15 protein-coding genes and 1 pseudogene are annotated in these 17,829 nt (G+C 70.0%); 9 read left to right on the forward strand and 7 right to left on the reverse strand.

Annotated elements, in window-relative coordinates:
- Positions 1-54: 54 nt before the first annotated feature.
- The 7 genes from ABZ810_RS43090 (at position 55) to ABZ810_RS43120 (ending at position 9,040) form a co-directional block, all read left to right on the forward strand.
- Entirely contained in the window at positions 55-1,293 is a 1,239-nt protein-coding gene (locus ABZ810_RS43090) for a (Fe-S)-binding protein (protein WP_358413141.1), read from the forward strand.
- On the forward strand, positions 1,290-2,801 hold the full coding sequence (locus ABZ810_RS43095) for an FAD-binding oxidoreductase (RefSeq protein WP_358413143.1): 1,512 nt from the start codon (positions 1,290-1,292) through the stop codon (positions 2,799-2,801). The genes ABZ810_RS43090 and ABZ810_RS43095 overlap by 4 nt, the downstream gene beginning before the upstream one ends.
- Positions 2,798-3,067 (forward strand): hypothetical protein, encoded by a 270-nt coding sequence (locus ABZ810_RS43100; RefSeq protein WP_358413145.1) that lies wholly within the window; start codon positions 2,798-2,800, stop codon positions 3,065-3,067. Before ABZ810_RS43095 ends, ABZ810_RS43100 begins: the two co-directional genes overlap by 4 nt.
- A complete protein-coding gene (locus ABZ810_RS43105; RefSeq protein ID WP_358413147.1) occupies positions 3,064-4,587 on the forward strand; it encodes an amino acid permease in 1,524 nt (507 codons plus the stop codon). Before ABZ810_RS43100 ends, ABZ810_RS43105 begins: the two co-directional genes overlap by 4 nt.
- A complete protein-coding gene (locus ABZ810_RS43110; RefSeq protein ID WP_358413149.1) occupies positions 4,584-5,999 on the forward strand; it encodes an aminobutyraldehyde dehydrogenase in 1,416 nt (471 codons plus the stop codon). The genes ABZ810_RS43105 and ABZ810_RS43110 overlap by 4 nt, the downstream gene beginning before the upstream one ends.
- Positions 6,000-6,025: 26 nt before the next feature.
- Entirely contained in the window at positions 6,026-7,087 is a 1,062-nt protein-coding gene (locus ABZ810_RS43115) for an LLM class flavin-dependent oxidoreductase (protein ID WP_358413151.1), read from the forward strand.
- A 318-nt stretch (positions 7,088-7,405) separates the two neighbouring features.
- Positions 7,406-9,040, forward strand: coding sequence for a GMC oxidoreductase (locus tag ABZ810_RS43120; RefSeq protein ID WP_358413153.1), 1,635 nt, complete (start codon positions 7,406-7,408; stop codon positions 9,038-9,040).
- 300 nt (positions 9,041-9,340) lie between these two features.
- On the opposite strand, the gene pafA is transcribed toward ABZ810_RS43120, so the two are convergent.
- Positions 9,341-10,699, reverse strand: a complete 1,359-nt coding sequence (gene pafA, locus ABZ810_RS43125) for a Pup--protein ligase (RefSeq protein WP_358413155.1) — start codon at positions 10,697-10,699, stop codon at positions 9,341-9,343.
- Positions 10,700-10,827: 128 nt separating this feature from the next.
- The gene (locus ABZ810_RS43130) at positions 10,828-11,553 is read right to left on the reverse strand and encodes a hypothetical protein (RefSeq protein ID WP_358413157.1); all 726 of its coding nucleotides are present in this window, start codon (positions 11,551-11,553) and stop codon (positions 10,828-10,830) included.
- 238 nt (positions 11,554-11,791) lie between these two features.
- Here ABZ810_RS43130 and ABZ810_RS43135 point away from each other — a divergent pair, with 238 nt between their 5' ends.
- Complete coding sequence (locus tag ABZ810_RS43135) at positions 11,792-12,157, forward strand: hypothetical protein (protein ID WP_358413159.1); 366 nt, start codon at positions 11,792-11,794, stop codon at positions 12,155-12,157.
- Positions 12,158-12,231: 74 nt separating this feature from the next.
- On the forward strand, positions 12,232-12,672 hold the full coding sequence (locus ABZ810_RS43140) for a roadblock/LC7 domain-containing protein (RefSeq protein WP_358413161.1): 441 nt from the start codon (positions 12,232-12,234) through the stop codon (positions 12,670-12,672).
- Between the two features lie 25 nt (positions 12,673-12,697).
- Here the strand turns inward: ABZ810_RS43140 and ABZ810_RS43145 are convergent, their stop codons facing one another.
- The 5 genes and pseudogenes from ABZ810_RS43145 to ABZ810_RS43165 form a co-directional block, all read right to left on the reverse strand.
- Positions 12,698-14,344 carry an alpha-amylase family protein gene (locus tag ABZ810_RS43145; RefSeq protein WP_358413163.1) on the reverse strand — a complete coding sequence of 549 codons (1,647 nt, stop codon included), beginning with the start codon at positions 14,342-14,344 and terminating at the stop codon, positions 12,698-12,700.
- A complete protein-coding gene (locus tag ABZ810_RS43150; protein WP_358413165.1) occupies positions 14,341-15,309 on the reverse strand; it encodes a TIGR03885 family FMN-dependent LLM class oxidoreductase in 969 nt (322 codons plus the stop codon). Before ABZ810_RS43150 ends, ABZ810_RS43145 begins: the two co-directional genes overlap by 4 nt.
- Before the next feature lie 283 nt (positions 15,310-15,592).
- Positions 15,593-16,468 (reverse strand): alpha/beta fold hydrolase, encoded by an 876-nt coding sequence (locus ABZ810_RS43155; RefSeq protein ID WP_358413167.1) that lies wholly within the window; start codon positions 16,466-16,468, stop codon positions 15,593-15,595.
- A gap of 294 nt (positions 16,469-16,762) precedes the next feature.
- Positions 16,763-17,269 carry an SET domain-containing methyltransferase gene (locus tag ABZ810_RS43160; protein WP_358413169.1) on the reverse strand — a complete coding sequence of 169 codons (507 nt, stop codon included), beginning with the start codon at positions 17,267-17,269 and terminating at the stop codon, positions 16,763-16,765.
- Positions 17,270-17,512: 243 nt separating this feature from the next.
- Positions 17,513-17,794 (reverse strand): annotated as a pseudogene (locus tag ABZ810_RS43165) (Na+/H+ antiporter NhaC family protein); the annotation flags it as partial.
- Between the last annotated feature and the right edge of the window lie 35 nt (positions 17,795-17,829).

Here is a 17,829-nt window from a genome sequence, read left to right on the forward strand (position 1 = left end):
TGAAGTCATACGTTCAAGTTTATCCGTGACCACGGTCACATGTGGAGGAAACACATGACGGAAACCGAGCCCCCCACCTCGGATCACGCGCCGGTGACCATGCAGTTCCTTTCCGACTGGCGCAACGCGGCCTACAACTGCTTCTCCTCCGGCCACAAGTTCTGCCGTGAGGTCTGCCCGGTCATGCAGGTGACCCGCAACGAGTCGTGGACCCCGACCGCCTTCCACGCCAACGTCGTCGCGATGGAGCAGGGTGAGCTGACCGTCGAGGACGTGGCCGAGGACTACGTCAACTGCACCCAGTGCGGCGCCTGCGAGCTGCGCTGCCCCAACACCCTGTTCACCGGCGACTTCTACCGCTTCCGCACCCGCACCGTCGACCTCGTCAAGCAGATGCGCACGCTGGCCGTGGACAACGACATCCACCAGCCCGGTTACCGGCACTGGAACGAGCGCACCGACGAGCGCACCCACGAACCCGTGCTCGGCGAGGTCCCGGTCAGCCAGGACCGCGTCCGCGACTGGGCACAGGGCCTCGACCTGCCGATCGGCGGCGAGACGATCCTCTTCGTCGACTGCGAGGCCGCCTTCTACCGGACCTCGGTGCCCCGCGCGGTCGCCCAGCTGCTCCAGCGCGCGGGCTACGACTTCGGCCTCATGCGCGAGCAGTGGTGCTGCGGCGGACCCGCGGCCGAGATGGGCTACCGCGACCAGTCGCGGCGCTTCGCCGAGCACAACCTCGCCGACTGGCGCGCGAGCGGCGTCCGGCGGGTGCTGGTGCTCGACCCGCACGACTACATCACGTTCACCGAGGACTACCCGGGCTACTTCGGCGCCGACTTCGACATCGAGATCGTCCTCGTCGTCGAGCTGCTCGCGGGGTTCCTCGCCGAGGGCAGGCTGACCCCGACCGTGCCGATCGAGCGCACGATCACCTACCACGACCCGTGCCGGCTCAACAAGCGCAAGGGCGTCTGGCAGGAGCCGCGGCAGATCCTGCGCGCGATCCCCGGGCTGACCTTCCACGACGTCGACCGCGTCACCCAGTGGTCCTACTGCTCCGGCGGCGGGGGCGGGCTCCCGGTCGAGAAGCCGGAGCTCACCGCGAAGATCAGCGCCGCCCGCCTGGACAAGGCCGCCGAGCTCGAGGTCGACACGCTCGTCTCGGCCTGCCCGTGGTCCGAGCGGCCGCTCGCCGAGGCCGGCGAGGCACGCGCCATCGACGTCGTCGACCTCCACGAGCTGCTCGCCGAGTCCTGTGGCATCGACGTGGGCGGGAGCACGGGCCGATGAGCGCGCCACAGACCGCGCGGCTGACCGACCGGGTGCTCGGCGAGCTGGTCGACGCCCTGGGCGGCGAGTACGTGCTGACCTCCAAGACCGCGCGGATGAACCGGGCCCGCGTGCCCGCCCCGTTCCCCGTGCACCGGTGGCGTGAGCGGATCCCGGACCTGGTCGTCATGCCGGCCACCACCGAGGAGGTCGCCGAGGTGGTGCGGATCGCGAACGCGCACCGGATCCCCATCGTGCCGAGGGACGGCGGCACCGGGCTGACCGACGGGGCGGTGCCGGAGCGGCGCGGCATCGTCGTGGACGTCAAGCGGATGAACGAGATCAAGGAGATCGACCTCGACAACCGGACCTGCACGGTCGGGCCCGGCATCAACATGCTCAAGCTCAACGAGGTCCTGGCCCGGCACGGCCTGATCTATCCCGACGACCCGGCCTCCTATCCGTGCTCGCTCGTCGGCGGGCGGATCGGCACCAGCGGCTGGTCGCTCGTCGGCTCACGGTACGGGCACACCAGGGACCTGGTGCTGAGCTTCGAGATGGTGCTCCCGACCGGGAGGGTGATCCGGGTCGGCGACGGCGGCGGGCGCAAGGTGTCCAAGAGCTCCAGCGGCTACCAGCTCAAGCACCTGTTCATGGGCCACCAGGGCACGCTGGGCATCGCGACCGAGGCGACCTTGAAGCTGTATCCCAAGCCGGAGGCGGAGTTCTCGCCGTTCTGGGCGTTCGCCGACTTCGACTCCGCCTATGCCTGCCTCGGGCGGCTCGCTCGCGCCGGGGTGGCGACGTTCGCGGGCGCCGTCCTGTTCGACGAGTGGAAGGTCGACTACCTCCGCCGCGACGACGAGGCCTACATCCCGCAGCCCGCCGACGTGCGGGCGCTCGTCTGCGCCGCCGCGTACGGCAATGAGGACGAGGTGCGCGCGGGCGGCAAGCGGTTGATGCGCGTCGCGCGCGACGCGGGCGCGCGCTACCTCGGAGACGAGATCTCCCAGGGCGACTGGGCCGCCAGGCACGACCGGTACGCGACGCCGCTGCACGGGCGGACCGCGGCCGGGCAGGTCGCGCCGATGTCGTGGCACTGCGAGGACGCCGCGATCGCCTACACCGATCTGCCCGCCGTCCGGGTGCACTGGCACGACATCATCACCCGGCTGCGCGAGCGGCACCCGGTCTTCGACGACTGGGGGATGTTCTTCTACACCAGCGCGGACACCGGCGTCGACTACCTCACGGAGATCGACGTCGGCATCTGGGAGCAGGAGCTCGACGACGCGGCGTGGGCCGCGTGGGTGGAGGCCAAGCGGGACATCGCGGAGATCTCGCTGCGTTACGGCGGCTCGATCAGCGCCTGCCACGGCTCCTGCCGTGAGGGCGAGGTCGACCTCGTGCCGATGGAGCTGGGCGGCGGCTACGACGTGATGCTCCAGGTGAAGAAGGTGCTGGACCCCAACAACATCATGAACCCCGGCAAGTACGGGCTGCAGCGCGCCTACGAGGAAACGCCATGAACGGGTACCGCTACGACGAGCAGCACACGCCGCCGCCGGCCAGGCAGGTCAGCGATGTCGCGGTGGAGCGCTTCGAGCACATCTTCGAGGTGGACCCGAGGCTCATGACCGTCCACGTCGCACAGCAGCTCTTCCCCAACTGGGACACGCTGCGCATCGCGGCGAGCCGGGGCGACCATCTCGAGTGGATGCACCGGCACTGGGCCGGCACCGTCCTTTCCGGACAGGAGTTGCTCGACGAGATCGAGTCGGAGGACGGCCGGTGACCGACACCGCGGCCGGTGCGGGCCGCTCCCCGGACACCTCGCCGGACACCCCGCCGGACACCCCGCCGGACACCGATGCCAGGCAACTCGCCGACCTCGGCTACACCTCGGAGTTCCGGCGGGACATGAGCCTGTGGGCGAACTTCTCGCTCGGCTTCACCTACCTGTCGCCGGTCGTCGGCATCTACACGCTGTTCGCCGTCTCGCTGGCCGCGGCGGGCCCGCCGATGATCTGGAGCCTCGTCATCGTCGGCCTCGGCCAGCTTCTCGTCGCGCTGGTGTTCGGTGAGGTCGTGTCGCAGTACCCGATCGCGGGCGGGATCTACCCGTGGGCGCGGCGGTTGTGGGGCCAGAAGTGGGCCTGGATGACCGGGTGGGTGTACGCGATCGCGCTGCTGGTCACGATCGCGTCGGTGGTCTACGGTGCCGGGCCCTACCTGGCCTCCCTGCTGGACCTCACGGCGTCGACGAACACGACGGTCGTCTGCGCGATGGTCATGGTCGTGCTGGCCACGGTGATCAACCTGGGCGGCACCCGGGTGCTCGGCATCGCGGCGATGATCGGGTTCGGCACGGAGATCCTCGGCGCGCTCGTGGTCGGCGGGTGGTTGCTGATCGCCGAGCGGAAGCACGACTTCGGAGTGCTGTTCGTCAGCTTCGGGGCAGCGCCGGAGGGCTCCTACCTGGCCGCGTTCCTCGCGGCGGGCCTGATCGGGATCTTCCAGTACTACGGCTTCGAGGCGTGCGGGGACGTCGCCGAGGAAGTGCCGGAGGCCAGCCGGCGCATCCCGAAGGCGATGCGGATGACGATCTACGTCGGCGGGGCGGCGGCGACGTTCGTGTGCCTCGCGCTGGTGCTCGCGGTGCCGGACTTCGGCGCGGTGATCTCCGGTGCGGACGCCGACCCGGTCGGCGGTGTGCTCACCACGGCGTTCGGTTCGTTCGGTGCCAAGGTGGTGCTGGTCGTCGTGCTGGTGTCGTTCCTGTCGTGCGCGATGAGCCTGCAGGCGGCGGCGTCGCGGCTGATCTACTCCTACGCCCGCGACCGGATGCTGCCCGGCAGCGGCCTGCTCGCCCGGTTCTCCCACCAGCGGGGAGTGCCGCCGTACACGCTCGTGGTCGCGGCCGTCGTGCCCGCGGTGGTGGTGCTGGTCTCCGGGTTCTCCGAGGACGCGGTCACGAAGATCGTCTCGTTCGCGGTGCTCGGCATCTACCTCGGCTTCCAGATGGTCGTGCTCGCCGCGCTGCGCGCGCGGCTCAAGGGCTGGCGGCCCGCCGGGCCGTTCACGCTGGGGCGCTGGGGGCTCGCGGTGAACGTCGGCGCCCTGGTGTACGGGGTCGCGGCGATCGTGAACATGGTGTGGCCGCGCACCCCGGACGCGCCGTGGTACGACGACTACCTCGTGCTCCTGTCCGGCGTCGTCGTCGCCGGAGCGGGACTGCTCCTCATGATGACGCTGAGGCCGTACCGGCACAGCACGGCGACCGCGGGCGACGCGATCTCCCGGGAGGGCGAATGAAGAAGGTACAGAACTTCGTCGGCGGGTCCCATGTGGACGCGGCCGACGGTCGCACGGCCGAGCTGGTCGATCCGGCCACGGGCACGGTGTTCGCGTCCGCGCCGGTGTCCGCTGCGGCGGACGTCGACCGGGCGCTGACCGTCGCGCGGGACGCGTTCACCTCGTGGCGGGACTCGACGCCCGCCGAGCGGCAGCTGGCGCTGCTGCGGTTCGCCGCCCGGATCGAGGAGCGCGCGGACGAGCTGCTGGCCCTGGAGTGCGAGAACACCGGCAAGCCGCTCGAGCTGACCCGGCAGGAGGAGCTGCCGATGCTGCTCGACCAGCTGCGGTTCTTCGCGGGCGCCGCGCGGGTGCTGGAGGGCAGGTCGGCAGGCGAGTACATGCGCGGGCACACCTCGTGGGTCCGGCGTGAGCCGGTCGGCGTGTGCGCGCAGGTGACACCGTGGAACTACCCGGCGCTGATGGCGCTGTGGAAGTTCGGGCCCGCGCTCGCGGCCGGGAACACGGTGGTGCTCAAGCCGTCCGACACGACGCCGGTGTCGACGGTGTTCCTGGCTGAGCTGGCCGCCGAGTTCCTCCCGCCGGGAGCGTTCAATGTGATCTGCGGTGACCGGGACACCGGAGCCGCGCTGGTGTCGCACGAGATCCCGGCGATGGCGTCGATCACCGGCTCGGTGCGGGCCGGGCGCGAGGTGGCCGCCGCCGCGGCCGCCGACCTGAAGCGGGTGCACCTCGAGCTGGGCGGCAAGGCGCCGGTGATCGTGTTCGACGACGCCGACATCGCCGCCACCGCGGAGGCCATCGCCGGGGCGGGGTACTTCAACGCCGGGCAGGACTGCACGGCCGCGAGCCGGGTGCTGGCCGCGCCGGGCGTTCACGACGACCTCGTCGCCGCGCTCGCCGAGCAGGCCGCCGGCACGTCGACCGGTGTCGACGGCGACTACGGCCCGCTCAACAACGCCGACCAGCTGGCGAAGGTCAGCGGCTTCGTCGACCGGCTGCCCGACCACGCGTCGGTGGCCGCGGGCGGCGGGCGCGTCGGCTCGCAGGGTTTCTTCTACGCCCCGACGGTGGTGTCCGGCCTGCGGCAGGACGACGAGATGGTGCGGCAGGAGGTGTTCGGCCCGGTGATCAGCGTGCAGCGGTTCACCGACGAGGCCGAGGCGCTGCGGTGGGCGAACGGGGTGGAGTACGGGCTCGCGTCGTCGGTGTGGACGCGCGACCACGGCCGGGCCATGCGGATGTCGCGCGAGCTCGACTTCGGCTGTGTGTGGATCAACACGCACATCCCGCTGGTGGCGGAGATGCCGCACGGCGGCTTCAAGCACTCCGGCTACGGCAAGGACCTGTCCCTGTACGGCCTCGAGGACTACACGAGGATCAAGCACGTCATGTCCAACGTGGACGTTTAGTCGCTTCGCTTCGAAAGGTGCGCACCATGCGCTTCAGCTTCGTGATGTTGCCCGACTATCCACTCGACGACACGATCGAGTCCATCAAGCTCGCCGACGAGCTCGGCTTCTACGGCTGCTACGCGGCCGACGAGACGTGGCACAAGGACCTGTGGCTGCTGTTCGCCGCGGCGGCGGACAAGACGACGAACATCCGCTTCGGCCCGAGCCTGTCGGCGATCACCCTGCGCGAGCCGACCCTGATCGCCCAGGCGACGGCGACGCTCGACGAGCTGACCGGCGGCCGCGCCGAGTGCGTGCTCGGCTCGGGCAACTTCGGCCTGCTGGCGCAGTACGGCATCGACTGGGCGAAGACGAAGCCGCTGTCCCGCCTGAAGGAGGCGCACCACGTCGTGCGCACGCTGCTGGACGAAGGCGCGATCACCTACGACGGCGAGTTCTTCTCCTACAACGGCCTGTTCACCTTCGCGCGGCCGGTGCAGGAGCGCGTCCCCGTGAAGCTGGGTGCGATGCGCGGCCCGAAGTCGTTCCAGGCGGCCGGAGAGCTGACCGACGGTGTTCACCACGCGCTGAGCTACACCAGACAGGCCTACGAGTACATGGTGGAGAACGTTCGCATCGGGGCCGAACGCGCGGGCCGTGACGCCGATTCACTGGACCTGGGCGCCTGGATCGTCTTCTCGACGGGCCCCGACTCCCGCGCCGCCAAGGACGCCGCCCGCGCGATGGTCGGCCTGTACGCGTCGTCGATGCCCGCCGAACAGCTGGCCCGCAACGATGTGGACCCGGCCGACCTGACCGACATCATCGCCGCCGTCGGCGAAGGAAAGGTGGACCGCGCGTTCGAGCTGACGTCGCCGGAACTGGCCGACAAACTCTCGGTGGCGGGCACCCCGGAGGAGTGCGTCAAGAAGATCAAGACCGAGATCACGTCGACCGGCGTGAACCATCTGGTCCTGGCCATCACGGACGCGGCGTTGGTCAAGGCCTTCTCCGGTATGGAGCTTCCCGGCGTCGCCACCATGCGCGACCAGCTGCGACTGGTCCACGACCAGGTGATGCCCGCCTTCGCGGACCAGCCCACGTAACAGACCGGCGCCAACCGGCGCCATGTAGACCACGGACGTCACAAACTCAGGGCGCCTCACCTCCAGGCGTGCGTGACGTGGGCGCCCCCGCGGCGAAGACCGTCCTGACGGGTGGTGACTTCGAAGCGTGGGTTGCAAGACCGATGCCTCTCTTGGTGGCTGGGATGCCATCACACCCGTGCGGCCCCGTGGTTGTGCGCGCTCACCGACTTGCCCTCGCACTCGAGATAATGACGTTCACAGATCATGACATCGTTGATTCTCTATTAATGAGAATGTAATTTCCGAGGTCCCGTCTCCGACGACCTTGGAGTCACCATGTCGGGCAACGCTCCCTCCGAGGCCTCTCCCGCCTCCGTCCCGCAGATCAGCCGCCGCCAGGTACTCACCACCACCGCCGCCGCCGCCGCCGGAGCCGGCCTGGTGGCCGGTGCCGGAAAGGCCCACGCCTCGCCGGCTCCGGTCCGGGTACCGGTCACCGAGCAGCGCGAACGGGCCGTCGTCGTCGGCTCCGGATTCGGCGGCGGCGTCACCGCGCTGCGCCTGGCCGGAGCCGGCGTCGCGACCCTGGTCCTGGAACGCGGGCTGCGCTGGCGGACCGGGCCCAACGCCGACACGTTCTGCCGGATGGCCAACGTCGACCGCCGCTCCACCTGGCTGTCGGACCGCAGCGGCATCCCCGGCGTACCGGGCACCTGGAAGCCCTACACCGGGGTCATCGAATCCGTCCAGGGCAACGGCATGACGGCACACTGCGGCGCCGCGGTCGGCGGCGGATCGATCATGTACCACGGCATGACCCTCAAGCCGGACGAGGAGTACTTCGCCGCCTCCATGCCCGCGGCCGCCGCGGACTACGACGCCCTCGACCGGCTCTACTACCCGCTGGTCGCCAGGATGCTGGGCATCTCGACCATCCCCGACGACATCCTGGCCACCGACCCCTACCGGTCCTCGCGGCTGTTCCTGGACGTGGCGCCCCAGACCGGCATGGACACCTTCCGCGTTCCGCTGCCCGTCGGCTGGAACTACGTCCGCGGCGAACTCCAGGGCCGCTACACCCCGACCTACACCACCAGCGACCTGTCCTTCGGGGTCAACAACGGCGGCAAGCACTCCATCGACGTCACCTACCTCGCCGCCGCCGAGGCCACCGGCCGCGTCCGGGTGGCGCCGCTGCACGTGGTCCGCGACCTCACCATGGACGCCCAGAAGCGCTGGGTGCTCCAGGTCGACCGCATCGACACCGACGGCGCCGTCCAGGAACACAAGATCATCACCGCCGACGCGGTCTTCCTCAACGCCGGATCCGCCGGCACCACCCGCCTGCTGGTCAAGGCCCGCGCCAAGAACCTCGTCCCCGACCTGCCCGACGCCGTCGGGACCCGGTGGGGCAACAACGGCGACCGCATCTACTCATGGGTGCAGATGAACGGCGACCCCGGCAGCCGCCAGGGCGGCCCGGCCTGCGTCGGCGCCCGGCCCGCCGACAGCCCCATCCCCCTCACCGTCATCCACGCCGGGTCCCCCGTGGCGCTGCCCGAGGGCGTCAAGATGATGACCGTCGTCGGGTTCGGCATCGTCAAGCCCACCGGCACCTGGGCCTACGACCCCGGCACCGACGACGCCCGCCTGACCTGGTCCGCCACCGGCGAAGCCGACCTGCAGAACCTGATCCGGCAACGCATGGACGCCTTCACCCGAGCCGGCGGCGGCACCATGATCGACACAAACGCCGCCGCCCCCTCCACCTGGCACGGCCTCGGCGGCGTCCCCATGGGCGACGCGGTCGACCGCCACGGCCGCGTCCTGGGCCACCGAGGCCTCTACGTCCTGGACGGCGCCCGCATCCCCGGCTCCACCGGCGCCTGCAACCCCTCCATGACCATCGCCGCGCTCGCCGAGCACAGCATGGCCACCATTCTCCGCCAGGACCTCGCCCGCGTCTTCTGACCGCGTCTTCTGACCGCGTCTTCTGACCGCGTCTTCTGACCGCGTCTTCTGACCGCGTCTTCTGACCGCGAGCGGGCCGCTCGGCGGAGCCCCCGGCCCAACCACGGCGCGAACCGGCGTACGAAGCCGCAGGCCGCGCATCCTCCGCCCGGAGCCCGCGACAGACACCATCCCGGACGCACCGCCTCTGACCGCCTGTCCGCCCGGAGCCTGGCCGGGCGGCAGGAGGCCACGTACCTCCGCCCCGAGACCGACGGGGAGATCTGGTGGTTCGCCCGCGATGCGGGACGCCGCGCGGGATCACATGCCGGCGATGAGCCTGTCGACGCGCTCGTCGACCGAGCGGAACGGGTCCTTGCACAGCACCGTGCGCTGCGCCTGATCATTGAGCTTGAGGTGCACCCAGTCGACGGTGAAGTCGCGGCGCTTCTCCTGCGCCTTGCGGATGAACTCGCCGCGCAGCCGCGCCCGCGTCGTCTGCGGCGGCACCGACTTGGCCTCGAAGATCTCCAGGTCCTTGGCGACCCGCTCCACCGAGCCCTTCTTCTCCAGCAGGTAGTACAGCCCGCGGTCACGGCGCACGTCGTGGTAGGCCAGGTCGAGCTGGGCCACCCGCGGCGAGGACAGCGGCAGGTCGTACTTGCGCCGGTACCGCTCGATCAGCTGGTACTTGGTCACCCAGTCGATCTCCCGGGCCACCGAGTCCAGGTCGCCGGTCTCCACCGCGCGCAGCGTCCGCTCCCACAGGTCCAGCACCCGCTTCGCGGTCGCGTCGCCGCCGCGCTGGTCCACCAGGTCCTTGGCCTTGCCGAAGTACTCCTTCTGGATCTCCAGCGAGCTGACCTCGCGGCCGTTGGCCAGCCGCACCTTCCGGCGGCCCGTCATGTCATGGCTGACCTCGCGGATCGCCCGGATCGGGTTCTCCAGCGTCAGGTCGCGCATCACCACGCCCGCCTCGATCATCCGCAGCACCAGGTCGGTGGCGCCGACCTTCAGGAGCGTCGTGGTCTCGCTCATGTTCGAGTCGCCCACGATCACATGCAGCCGCCGGAACTGCTCGGCGTCGCCGTGCGGCTCGTCGCGGGTGTTGATGATCGGCCGGGACCGCGTCGTCGCGGACGACACGCCCTCCCAGATGTGCTCGGCGCGCTGCGAGACGCAGTAGACCGCGCCGCGCGGCGTCTGCAGCACCTTCCCCGCCCCGCAGATGATCTGACGGGTCACCAGGTACGGGATCAGCGCGTCCGCCAGCCGGCCGAACTCCCCCTGCCGGCCGACGCAGTAGTTCTCGTGACAGCCGTAGGAGTTGCCGGCCGAGTCGGTGTTGTTCTTGAACAGGTAGATGTCACCTGCGATGCCCTCCTCGCGCAGCCGCCGCTCGGCGTCCACGAGAAGACCCTCCAGAATCCGCTCCCCCGCCTTGTCGTGCGTCACCAGATCGATGACGCTGTCACACTCGGGCGTGGCGTACTCGGGGTGGCTTCCCACGTCCAGGTACAGCCGCGCGCCGTTGGCCAAGAACACATTGCTGCTACGGCCCCACGACACCACCCGGCGGAACAGGTAACGAGCCACCTCCTCGGGTGACAACCGCCGCTGCCCCCGGAAGGTACAGGTGACGCCGTACTCGTTCTCAAGCCCGAAAATGCGCCTGTCCACACCGTGAGCCTATGCGGCCGTGAGCCCACATGGCAGTCCCTGAAGCCTCCGTCCAACCGCCGCGCACCGGCGGTGAACGAGCGGCTTCCGACGCGTCCGAACACGTGCGGGCGCCCTGAGCCGCGGGGTCATCGATGGAGGTCCACGAGGCCGCCTTGGGCGAGGACGGCCAGGTCGTTCATCACCGAGAAGATGCCGCGGCCGAGGACGAAGGCGATGTCGCGGACGGTGCGCCGTCCGTTGACCCTGGCCAGCACTTCGGCGCGGGCCTCGTTGACGGGCGGGTCCTCGACGTCGTGCACCGGCTGGGGCCGGGTGTGGAAGGTCAGGCCGAGCGACCGCCACTCCGCGGCGGTGGCGAGCCGGCGCCTGGTCTCCCGCAGGAGCCTGTCGACGTCGATGCCCGGCTCGGAGGGCAGGAGCGGCGCCAGGTCGTCCTCGCCCGCGGGTCGTGCCGTGCAGGTCTGCACTCCGCAGAGCGCCATGGCGAAGACCGCGTCCATGACCGCCACCTGGGTGATGACCTGCAATCCCGCGGAGCCCAGGAGTTCGCGGTCGACCAGTTCGGCGGGCAGCCGGCCGGCGGGCGCGGCGGTGGCGAACGCCTCGGTCCACTGGTCGTCCGAGATCCGGCCGGAACGCAGCAGGAGCGACTCGGGACCGGGTGAGGCGGGAGTGGACGCGGCGATGATGAGGCCGTCCCGCATCGTGACCGTTCCGTCCTGCCCGCCCTCGACGCGCAGCGTCCCGGAGAAACGTTCCAGTGCCCGCCGGACGAGCGCCGAGGCGAGGATCCCGGCCGGTTCGGGAGGGGCCTGCTCGAACGAGCCGTCTGCTGTTGATGCCGCGGTCACGGTGCCGATCCCCCTGGTGTCACTGGTGTCACATCACGTCTTGCGCATTTTGCCAGGCGTGAACCCGATCCTTGGAACGCCCGAAACAACGGGCGATTTGGCCCACTTGCCACATCTTGTGCCGGTATATTGCCAGGGCCAAGGAGAGCTGACGGTGGCCGGGGGTGGACACCGACGCATCCGTCACCGGCAGGAGACGACCGGACCCGCCGGTGGAGCTCAGACGAAGGGGACATGGGTGAACATCGAAGCCGCGCTCAAGGAGGCCATGGCCACCGAAGGCGCCATCGGCGCCGCGCTCGTCGACTATGAGAGCGGCATGTCGCTCGGATCGATCGGAGGAGGCCACGAGTTCGACCTTGAAATCGCCTCGGCCGGCAACACCGAGGTCATCAGGGCCAAGGTCCGTACGCTCGAGGCGCTCAGGATCAAGGATTCCATCGAGGACATCCTGATCACGCTCGACAACCAGTACCACCTGATCCGCGTGCTCGAGCGCGGTGGCAGCCGGCTCTTCCTGTACCTCGCGCTGGACCGCTCCCGGGCCAACCTCGCCCTCGCGCGCCACAACCTCCGCAGCATCGACCACTCGCTGAGCCTCTAGGCAGGGGCCTCGCGGGCGCCGGATACGGGCCGCCCGCGCCACAGCACACTCCGTTCGTTCCCTCCGGTCACCGCATGCCGCGGCGGCTGGAGGTGGTCTTCACGCGCTTCACCAACACCGGGGGGCAGTCGCCCGTGTCCATTTCAGGGACGCTCGTCCAGACCGTGCTCGCGGAACTCCATTCGCTGCGCGACAAGGTCACCGGCTTGACCGACAGCGCCGTCGCCTCCGTCGACGGCATGCTGATCGCATCGGACACCGACGAGGTACGGCCCGACGTCCTCGCCGCTCTCGCCGCCGCGGCGCTGGGCCTGGGCAAGAGCACCAGCAAGGAGGTCGGCATGGGCGAACTCCGGGAGGTGGTCACCCGCTGCCAGAGCGGCCACATCGTGGTCTACGCGATCGCCGGTTCCGAGTTGCTGGTCATCCTCGGGGACGAGGGTCTCGACATCACGCGCCTCCACCTGGAGTCACGCCCCGCCGTGGTGCGCCTGCGCGAGGTGCTCGGCGACTGACGGGGTCCCCGCCACCCTCGTGCGGTCACGAACGGCGTAGCCAGCGGCAGCCGTAGGCGTCCAGGCTCACCTTGACGCGTTCCTTCGAGGCGGGCTCGGTCGTCCAGTCGCCGAGAAGGTCGGCCAGCGTGGACGAGTCGGCCAGGCCCGGAACGTCGAGGTCGACCTCGGCGGGGCCGTCTGCGAAGTTGTGCACGGTCACCAGCAGGGCGTCGTCGGTACGGAACTCGATGGCGAGCACGGCGGGCTCCCCGGTGTCCAGCACGGAGTACTCGCCCCAGGCGAACTCCGGGGTCTCGCGGTACCGCTCGGCCAGCATGCTGATCCACGAGAGCAGCGAGCCGGGATCTCCGCGCTGCCCGGCCACGTTGACCTGGTCCGGGCCGTAGTCGCCGCTGACGACCGGGCCCGGGAAGCGGGACGGGTCGGCGGTGGAGAATCCCGCCGTCGAGCCGGGCCGCCACTGCATGGGGGTGCGGACGGCGAACCTGCCCTTTCCGTCCAGGTCCTCCCCCATACCGATCTCCTCCCCGTAGAAGAGCACCGGTGTGCCCGGCAGGGAGAACAGCAGGCTGTAGACCATCCTGATGCGCCGCATGTCGCCGCCGAGCATGGTGGGCAGCCGCCGCCGCAGCCCCCGCCCGTACAGCTGCATCTGCTCGTCGGGCCCGAAGGCGTCGAAGACCTCCCGGCGTTCGTCGTCGGTGAGCTTGTCCAGCGTCAGCTCGTCGTGGTTGCGGATGAACGTCGCCCAGTGCGCGTCCCGCGGCGCGGCGGGACGCTCGCGCAGCGCCCCCTCCAGAGGCCCGGTGTCGCCCCGGGCCAGGGAGAGGTAGAACCGCTCCATGCCGATGAAGTCGAAGCACATCGTCAGCTCGTCGCGGCCCTCGCCGTAGAAGGGCATCGTCTCGGGGTAGGTGAGGTTGACCTCGCCCAGCAGCACGGACTCGCCGTTGCGGCGGGTCATGAACGAGCGCAGGTCGGCGAGGTAGTCGTGCGGGTCGGGCAGGCGCTCCGCGTCGGGCTGGCCCTTGGTCTCCAGCATGAACGGCACCGCGTCCACCCGGAACCCCGACAGCCCGAGCTCCATCCAGAACCCCACGATCCGCGCGATCTCGTCCCGCACGGCCGGGTTGGTGATGTTGAGGTCGGGTTGCTGCTTGTAGAAGCGGTGGAAGTAGTACTGGCCCGTCCGCTCGTCGTACTGCCAGAGGCTCTTCTCCTCGTCGGGGAACGTGACCCCCTGCGGCCCGTCCTCGTCCGGCTCGTCGGCCCAGACGTACCAGTCGCGGTACGGGGAGTCGCGGCTCTCCCGCGCGCTGACGAACCAGGGGTGCTCCACCGAGGTGTGGTTGACCACCAGATCGGCGATCACCCGGATGCCGCGGTCGCGGGCCGTCCGCATGAACTCCACGAAGTCGCCGAGCGTGCCGAGCCTCGGATCCACGCTGTAGAAGTCGACGATGTCGTAGCCGTCGTCGCGTTCCCGCGTCGGATAGAACGGCATCAGCCAGACGCACGTGACGCCGAGCCGGTCGAGGTGGTCGATCTGCTGGGTGAGCCCGCGGAAGTCGCCGCAGCCGTCACCGTCGCCGTCCTTGAACGTCTCCGCGTCCACGCAGTAGACGAACGCGTTCTTCCACCAGACGTCGGACGTCAGGGTCAGCTTCATCGTGATCCCTCCGTGAGCTGGGGCAGCACCTTCGCACCGAAGGCGTCGATGAAGCGGTCGAGTTCCTGGCCGACATGGTGGAGGTAGACGCCGTCGAAGCCGAGCTCGGCGTACTCGTGCAGCCAGGCGACGTGCCGGCCGAGGTCCGCCGAGACGTTGACCGCCCGGGCGACCTGCTGCGGCGTCACGTGCCTGGACACCTCGTCGAACTGCTCGGCCGTCTCCAGGTCCCAGGGCACCGGCGGCGCGAACACGTTGCTGCGCCACTGGTCGTGCGCGAGGTGGAACGCCTCGTCCTCGTCCGGCGCCCAGCTCAGGTGAACCTGAAGGTTGACGGGGCCCCGGCCGCCGTCGCCACGGTAGGCGTCCACGATGCGGGCGAGGGTCTCGGGCGGGGCGTTCACCGTGATGAGGCCGTCCGCCCAGCCGGCGCACCAGCGGGCGGTGTCCACGCTCACCGCCGCGCCGACGAGCTTGGGCACGGTCTCCGGCAGCGTCCACAACCTGGCCCGGTCGACGGTCACGAGGCCGTCGTGGCTGACCTCCTCCCCCGCCAGCAGGGCCCGGATGATCTCGACGCACTCCAGGAGCCGCGCCATGCGCACGTCCTTGCGCGGCCAGCCGCCGCCGGTGATGTGCTCGTTGCTGGCCTCGCCGCTCCCGAGCGCCGCCCAGAACCGGCCCGGATACATCGCCCCGAGCGTGCCGATCGCCTGCGCGATGATCGCCGGGTGATAGCGCTGCCCCGGCGCGTTCACCACGCCGAACGGCAGTCCGGTGGCTTGCAGCGCGGCGCCGAGCCACGACCAGGCGAAGGCCGACTGCCCCTGCCGGGCGCTCCACGGCGAGAAGTGGTCCGACGACATCGCCGCGGTGAATCCCGCCTGCTCGGCTCGCTCCATCGCTTCGAGCAGCACGCTCGGATGCACCTGCTCGTGGGAGGCGTGTATTCCGTAGACGCTCATGCGCCCGCCCGTACCCGTCCAAACCCCACCTAGGCGTCCCGCAGGTCGCTCAGACGGAGTCGGCGGGCAGGTGCTCCACGACGGTGTCGTCCGCGCCGACGAGGAGCGCGGACGTGTCGCCGCGGATCGTCCGGCTGTTCGGCGTCGCCTGTGACCTCTGGCAGGTCACACGGAACGGAGACTGGTCCAACTGGGAAGACCTCAGCCGACACCGCCCACGTCCGAACGGAGGCGGGGAGTGAGAGCCGGCACGGCGGGCTGATCTCCGCCACCTGGCTCTGGGTCAGTGGGTGAGGTGGTCGTTCAGGAGGGCGGCTACTTCGGGGGCGGCCTGTTCCGGCATCCAGTGGCCGATGCCGGGCAGCGTGCGGAAGGTGTACGGGCCGGTGACATACCGGCGGGTGAGCTTCGCGCCGGTGGGGCCGAGCGCGGGGTCCTTGTCGCCCCAGATGAACAGTGTGGGGACGGTGACCTTGGTGAGCCGTCCCGGCGGGTTGAACGGCATGCCTCGGTACCAGTTGAGCGCCGGGGTGAGCGCGCCCGTGTTCACCAGGAAGTCGGCGTCCCTGGCGGCGTTGGCCTCGGTCTGGCCGCCGGCCGCCACCCCGGCGATGAAGCGTGATCTGGCGCTTGTGACGATCCACCGCACGGCCAGCTCGGGCAGCCAGGGGAGCTGGAAGAAGAACATGTACCACGACTGCACGAACTGGCGGCTGGTGAAGAGGGCGCGCATGAAGGCGGCCGGGTGCGGGACCGACAACGCGGTCAGGGTGGCGACCGCGTCGGGACGGCCGGCGGCCAGCGTCCAGGCGACCGACGCGCCCCAGTCGTGCCCGACGAGATGCACCTTGCGGCCGTCGATTCCGGCCGCCTCGATGAGGGCGAGAACGTCGTCGGTGAGTGCGGACAGGCGGTAGGCGTACCTGCCGCGCGGGCGGGCCCTCGGCGAGTACCCACGCTGGTCGGGCGCAAGGGTGCGATAACCCTCGGCGTGCAGCAGCGGCGCGAGCCGGTCCCAGGAGATCGCCGTCTGGGGAAACCCGTGCAGGAGCACTACGACGTCCCCGTCGACCGGTCCCTGGTCGACGACGTCGAACACCAGGCCGTCACGCTGGAAAGACGTGATCCGCTGCCCGTCGATACCGTGCTCCGTACTCATGGGCCGTGGTCTCCCGTTCGAGGTTGCGCGGCGCGAAGGAGAGCAATGTAATTGCTGATTACATTCGTGCCCGGAGGGGATGTCAAGGCTCGGTGCTGCCGGTGTTCACCGGCGGCGGCCGACCAGCCGCCGTCGGGGGCGATGAAGCCATGGCCCGCGCGATCGGCGGCATGGCTGTGGGGCCGCTCTCGGGGGCCTGCCCCACAGCCGTACCGCTCAGGGGCGAAGCGGGCCGGTCAACCCGTGGAGGTCGTCGTCGGGTCCGCCGTCGAACTCGTCGTGGGCGTCGGGTTTCTAGGTGCTGGCCTCGCGAGCGACCTTGAGGATCTGGGCGGCCTGGTGAGGCGCCGCCGGCCCGGCCCCGGCGGGTTCGCCGGCCCCCTGTCGGACGGCTCGCTGGTCGATGACGGTGAGGTAGGGGGCGACGCAACCGTGGTAGTCGGCCTTGCGTGCGGCGGGCAGGTCCTTCCAGCCGGTGATGCGATCGCGGCAGCGGGATGAGCCGCATCGGCAGTGGGCGGCGAAGTGCTCGACCGAGTAGTTCCGCATGGCGTAGTCGAAGGTGATCTCCTGGCCTGCGCGGATCGGCTGGCGTGCGATGTAGTCGTGGGCGCCGCCGGCGTTGGGGCGAATTCCGCAGTTCGGGTCGCACGAGTGGTTCACCTTGGCGATGAGCCCGCCGTGCTGCACGAACCGCGTCTCGCTGACCTGGGAGGCGTGGGCGTGGTTGTGGTCGAGTTCGCGGTCGATGACACCGACCATCACCGTCTCACCGACCCGGAAGGACCGGGTGGCGAACACTCCTTCACCTTTGGCGTCGGTTCGCTGGAGTTCGTAGCCGTTGTTCACGTCGCCTGCTCTCTGAAGGATCGGCTCTGCCCGCGAGCTGATCAAGGACGAACCGGCCGGTCCCCATGCCGGGGCCCGACCGCAACGTTTGGCCTACGTGATCGTTCAGACGCGTCTGTACCGTATGCGATCAAGGTGTCGGGTGCATCGCGGCCGGCCCGGTCATCGCGGTCTTCCGGTTCGAGGAGGGCCTGATCAGCGCCTACCAGGACCACTTCGATCCGCGCCGCCTTCAGGTCCTGATCGATGCCCTGCCCGCGAGCTGACGGCCGTGCGTTCGACCTTGAAGCCGGTGAACCCGTAGAGCACGCTCAGCAGGGGGCTGAAGATGTTGAAGAAGCAGAAGGGCAGGTAGCTGAGCGTCGAAACGCCCAGCACGGCGCCCATGAACGCCCCGCAGGAGTTCCAGGGGACCAGCGGTGAGGTGACGGTCCCGCTGTCGGCCGCCAGCCGGGACAGATTGGTGGGCGCCAGGCCGCGTTCGGCGAACTCGGCGCGGGTCCAGGCTGGTG

Origin of the sequence: Spirillospora sp. NPDC047279 (assembly GCF_040643285.1) — a bacterium.
In the GTDB taxonomy this organism is placed as follows: Bacteria; Actinomycetota; Actinomycetes; order Streptosporangiales; family Streptosporangiaceae; genus Spirillospora.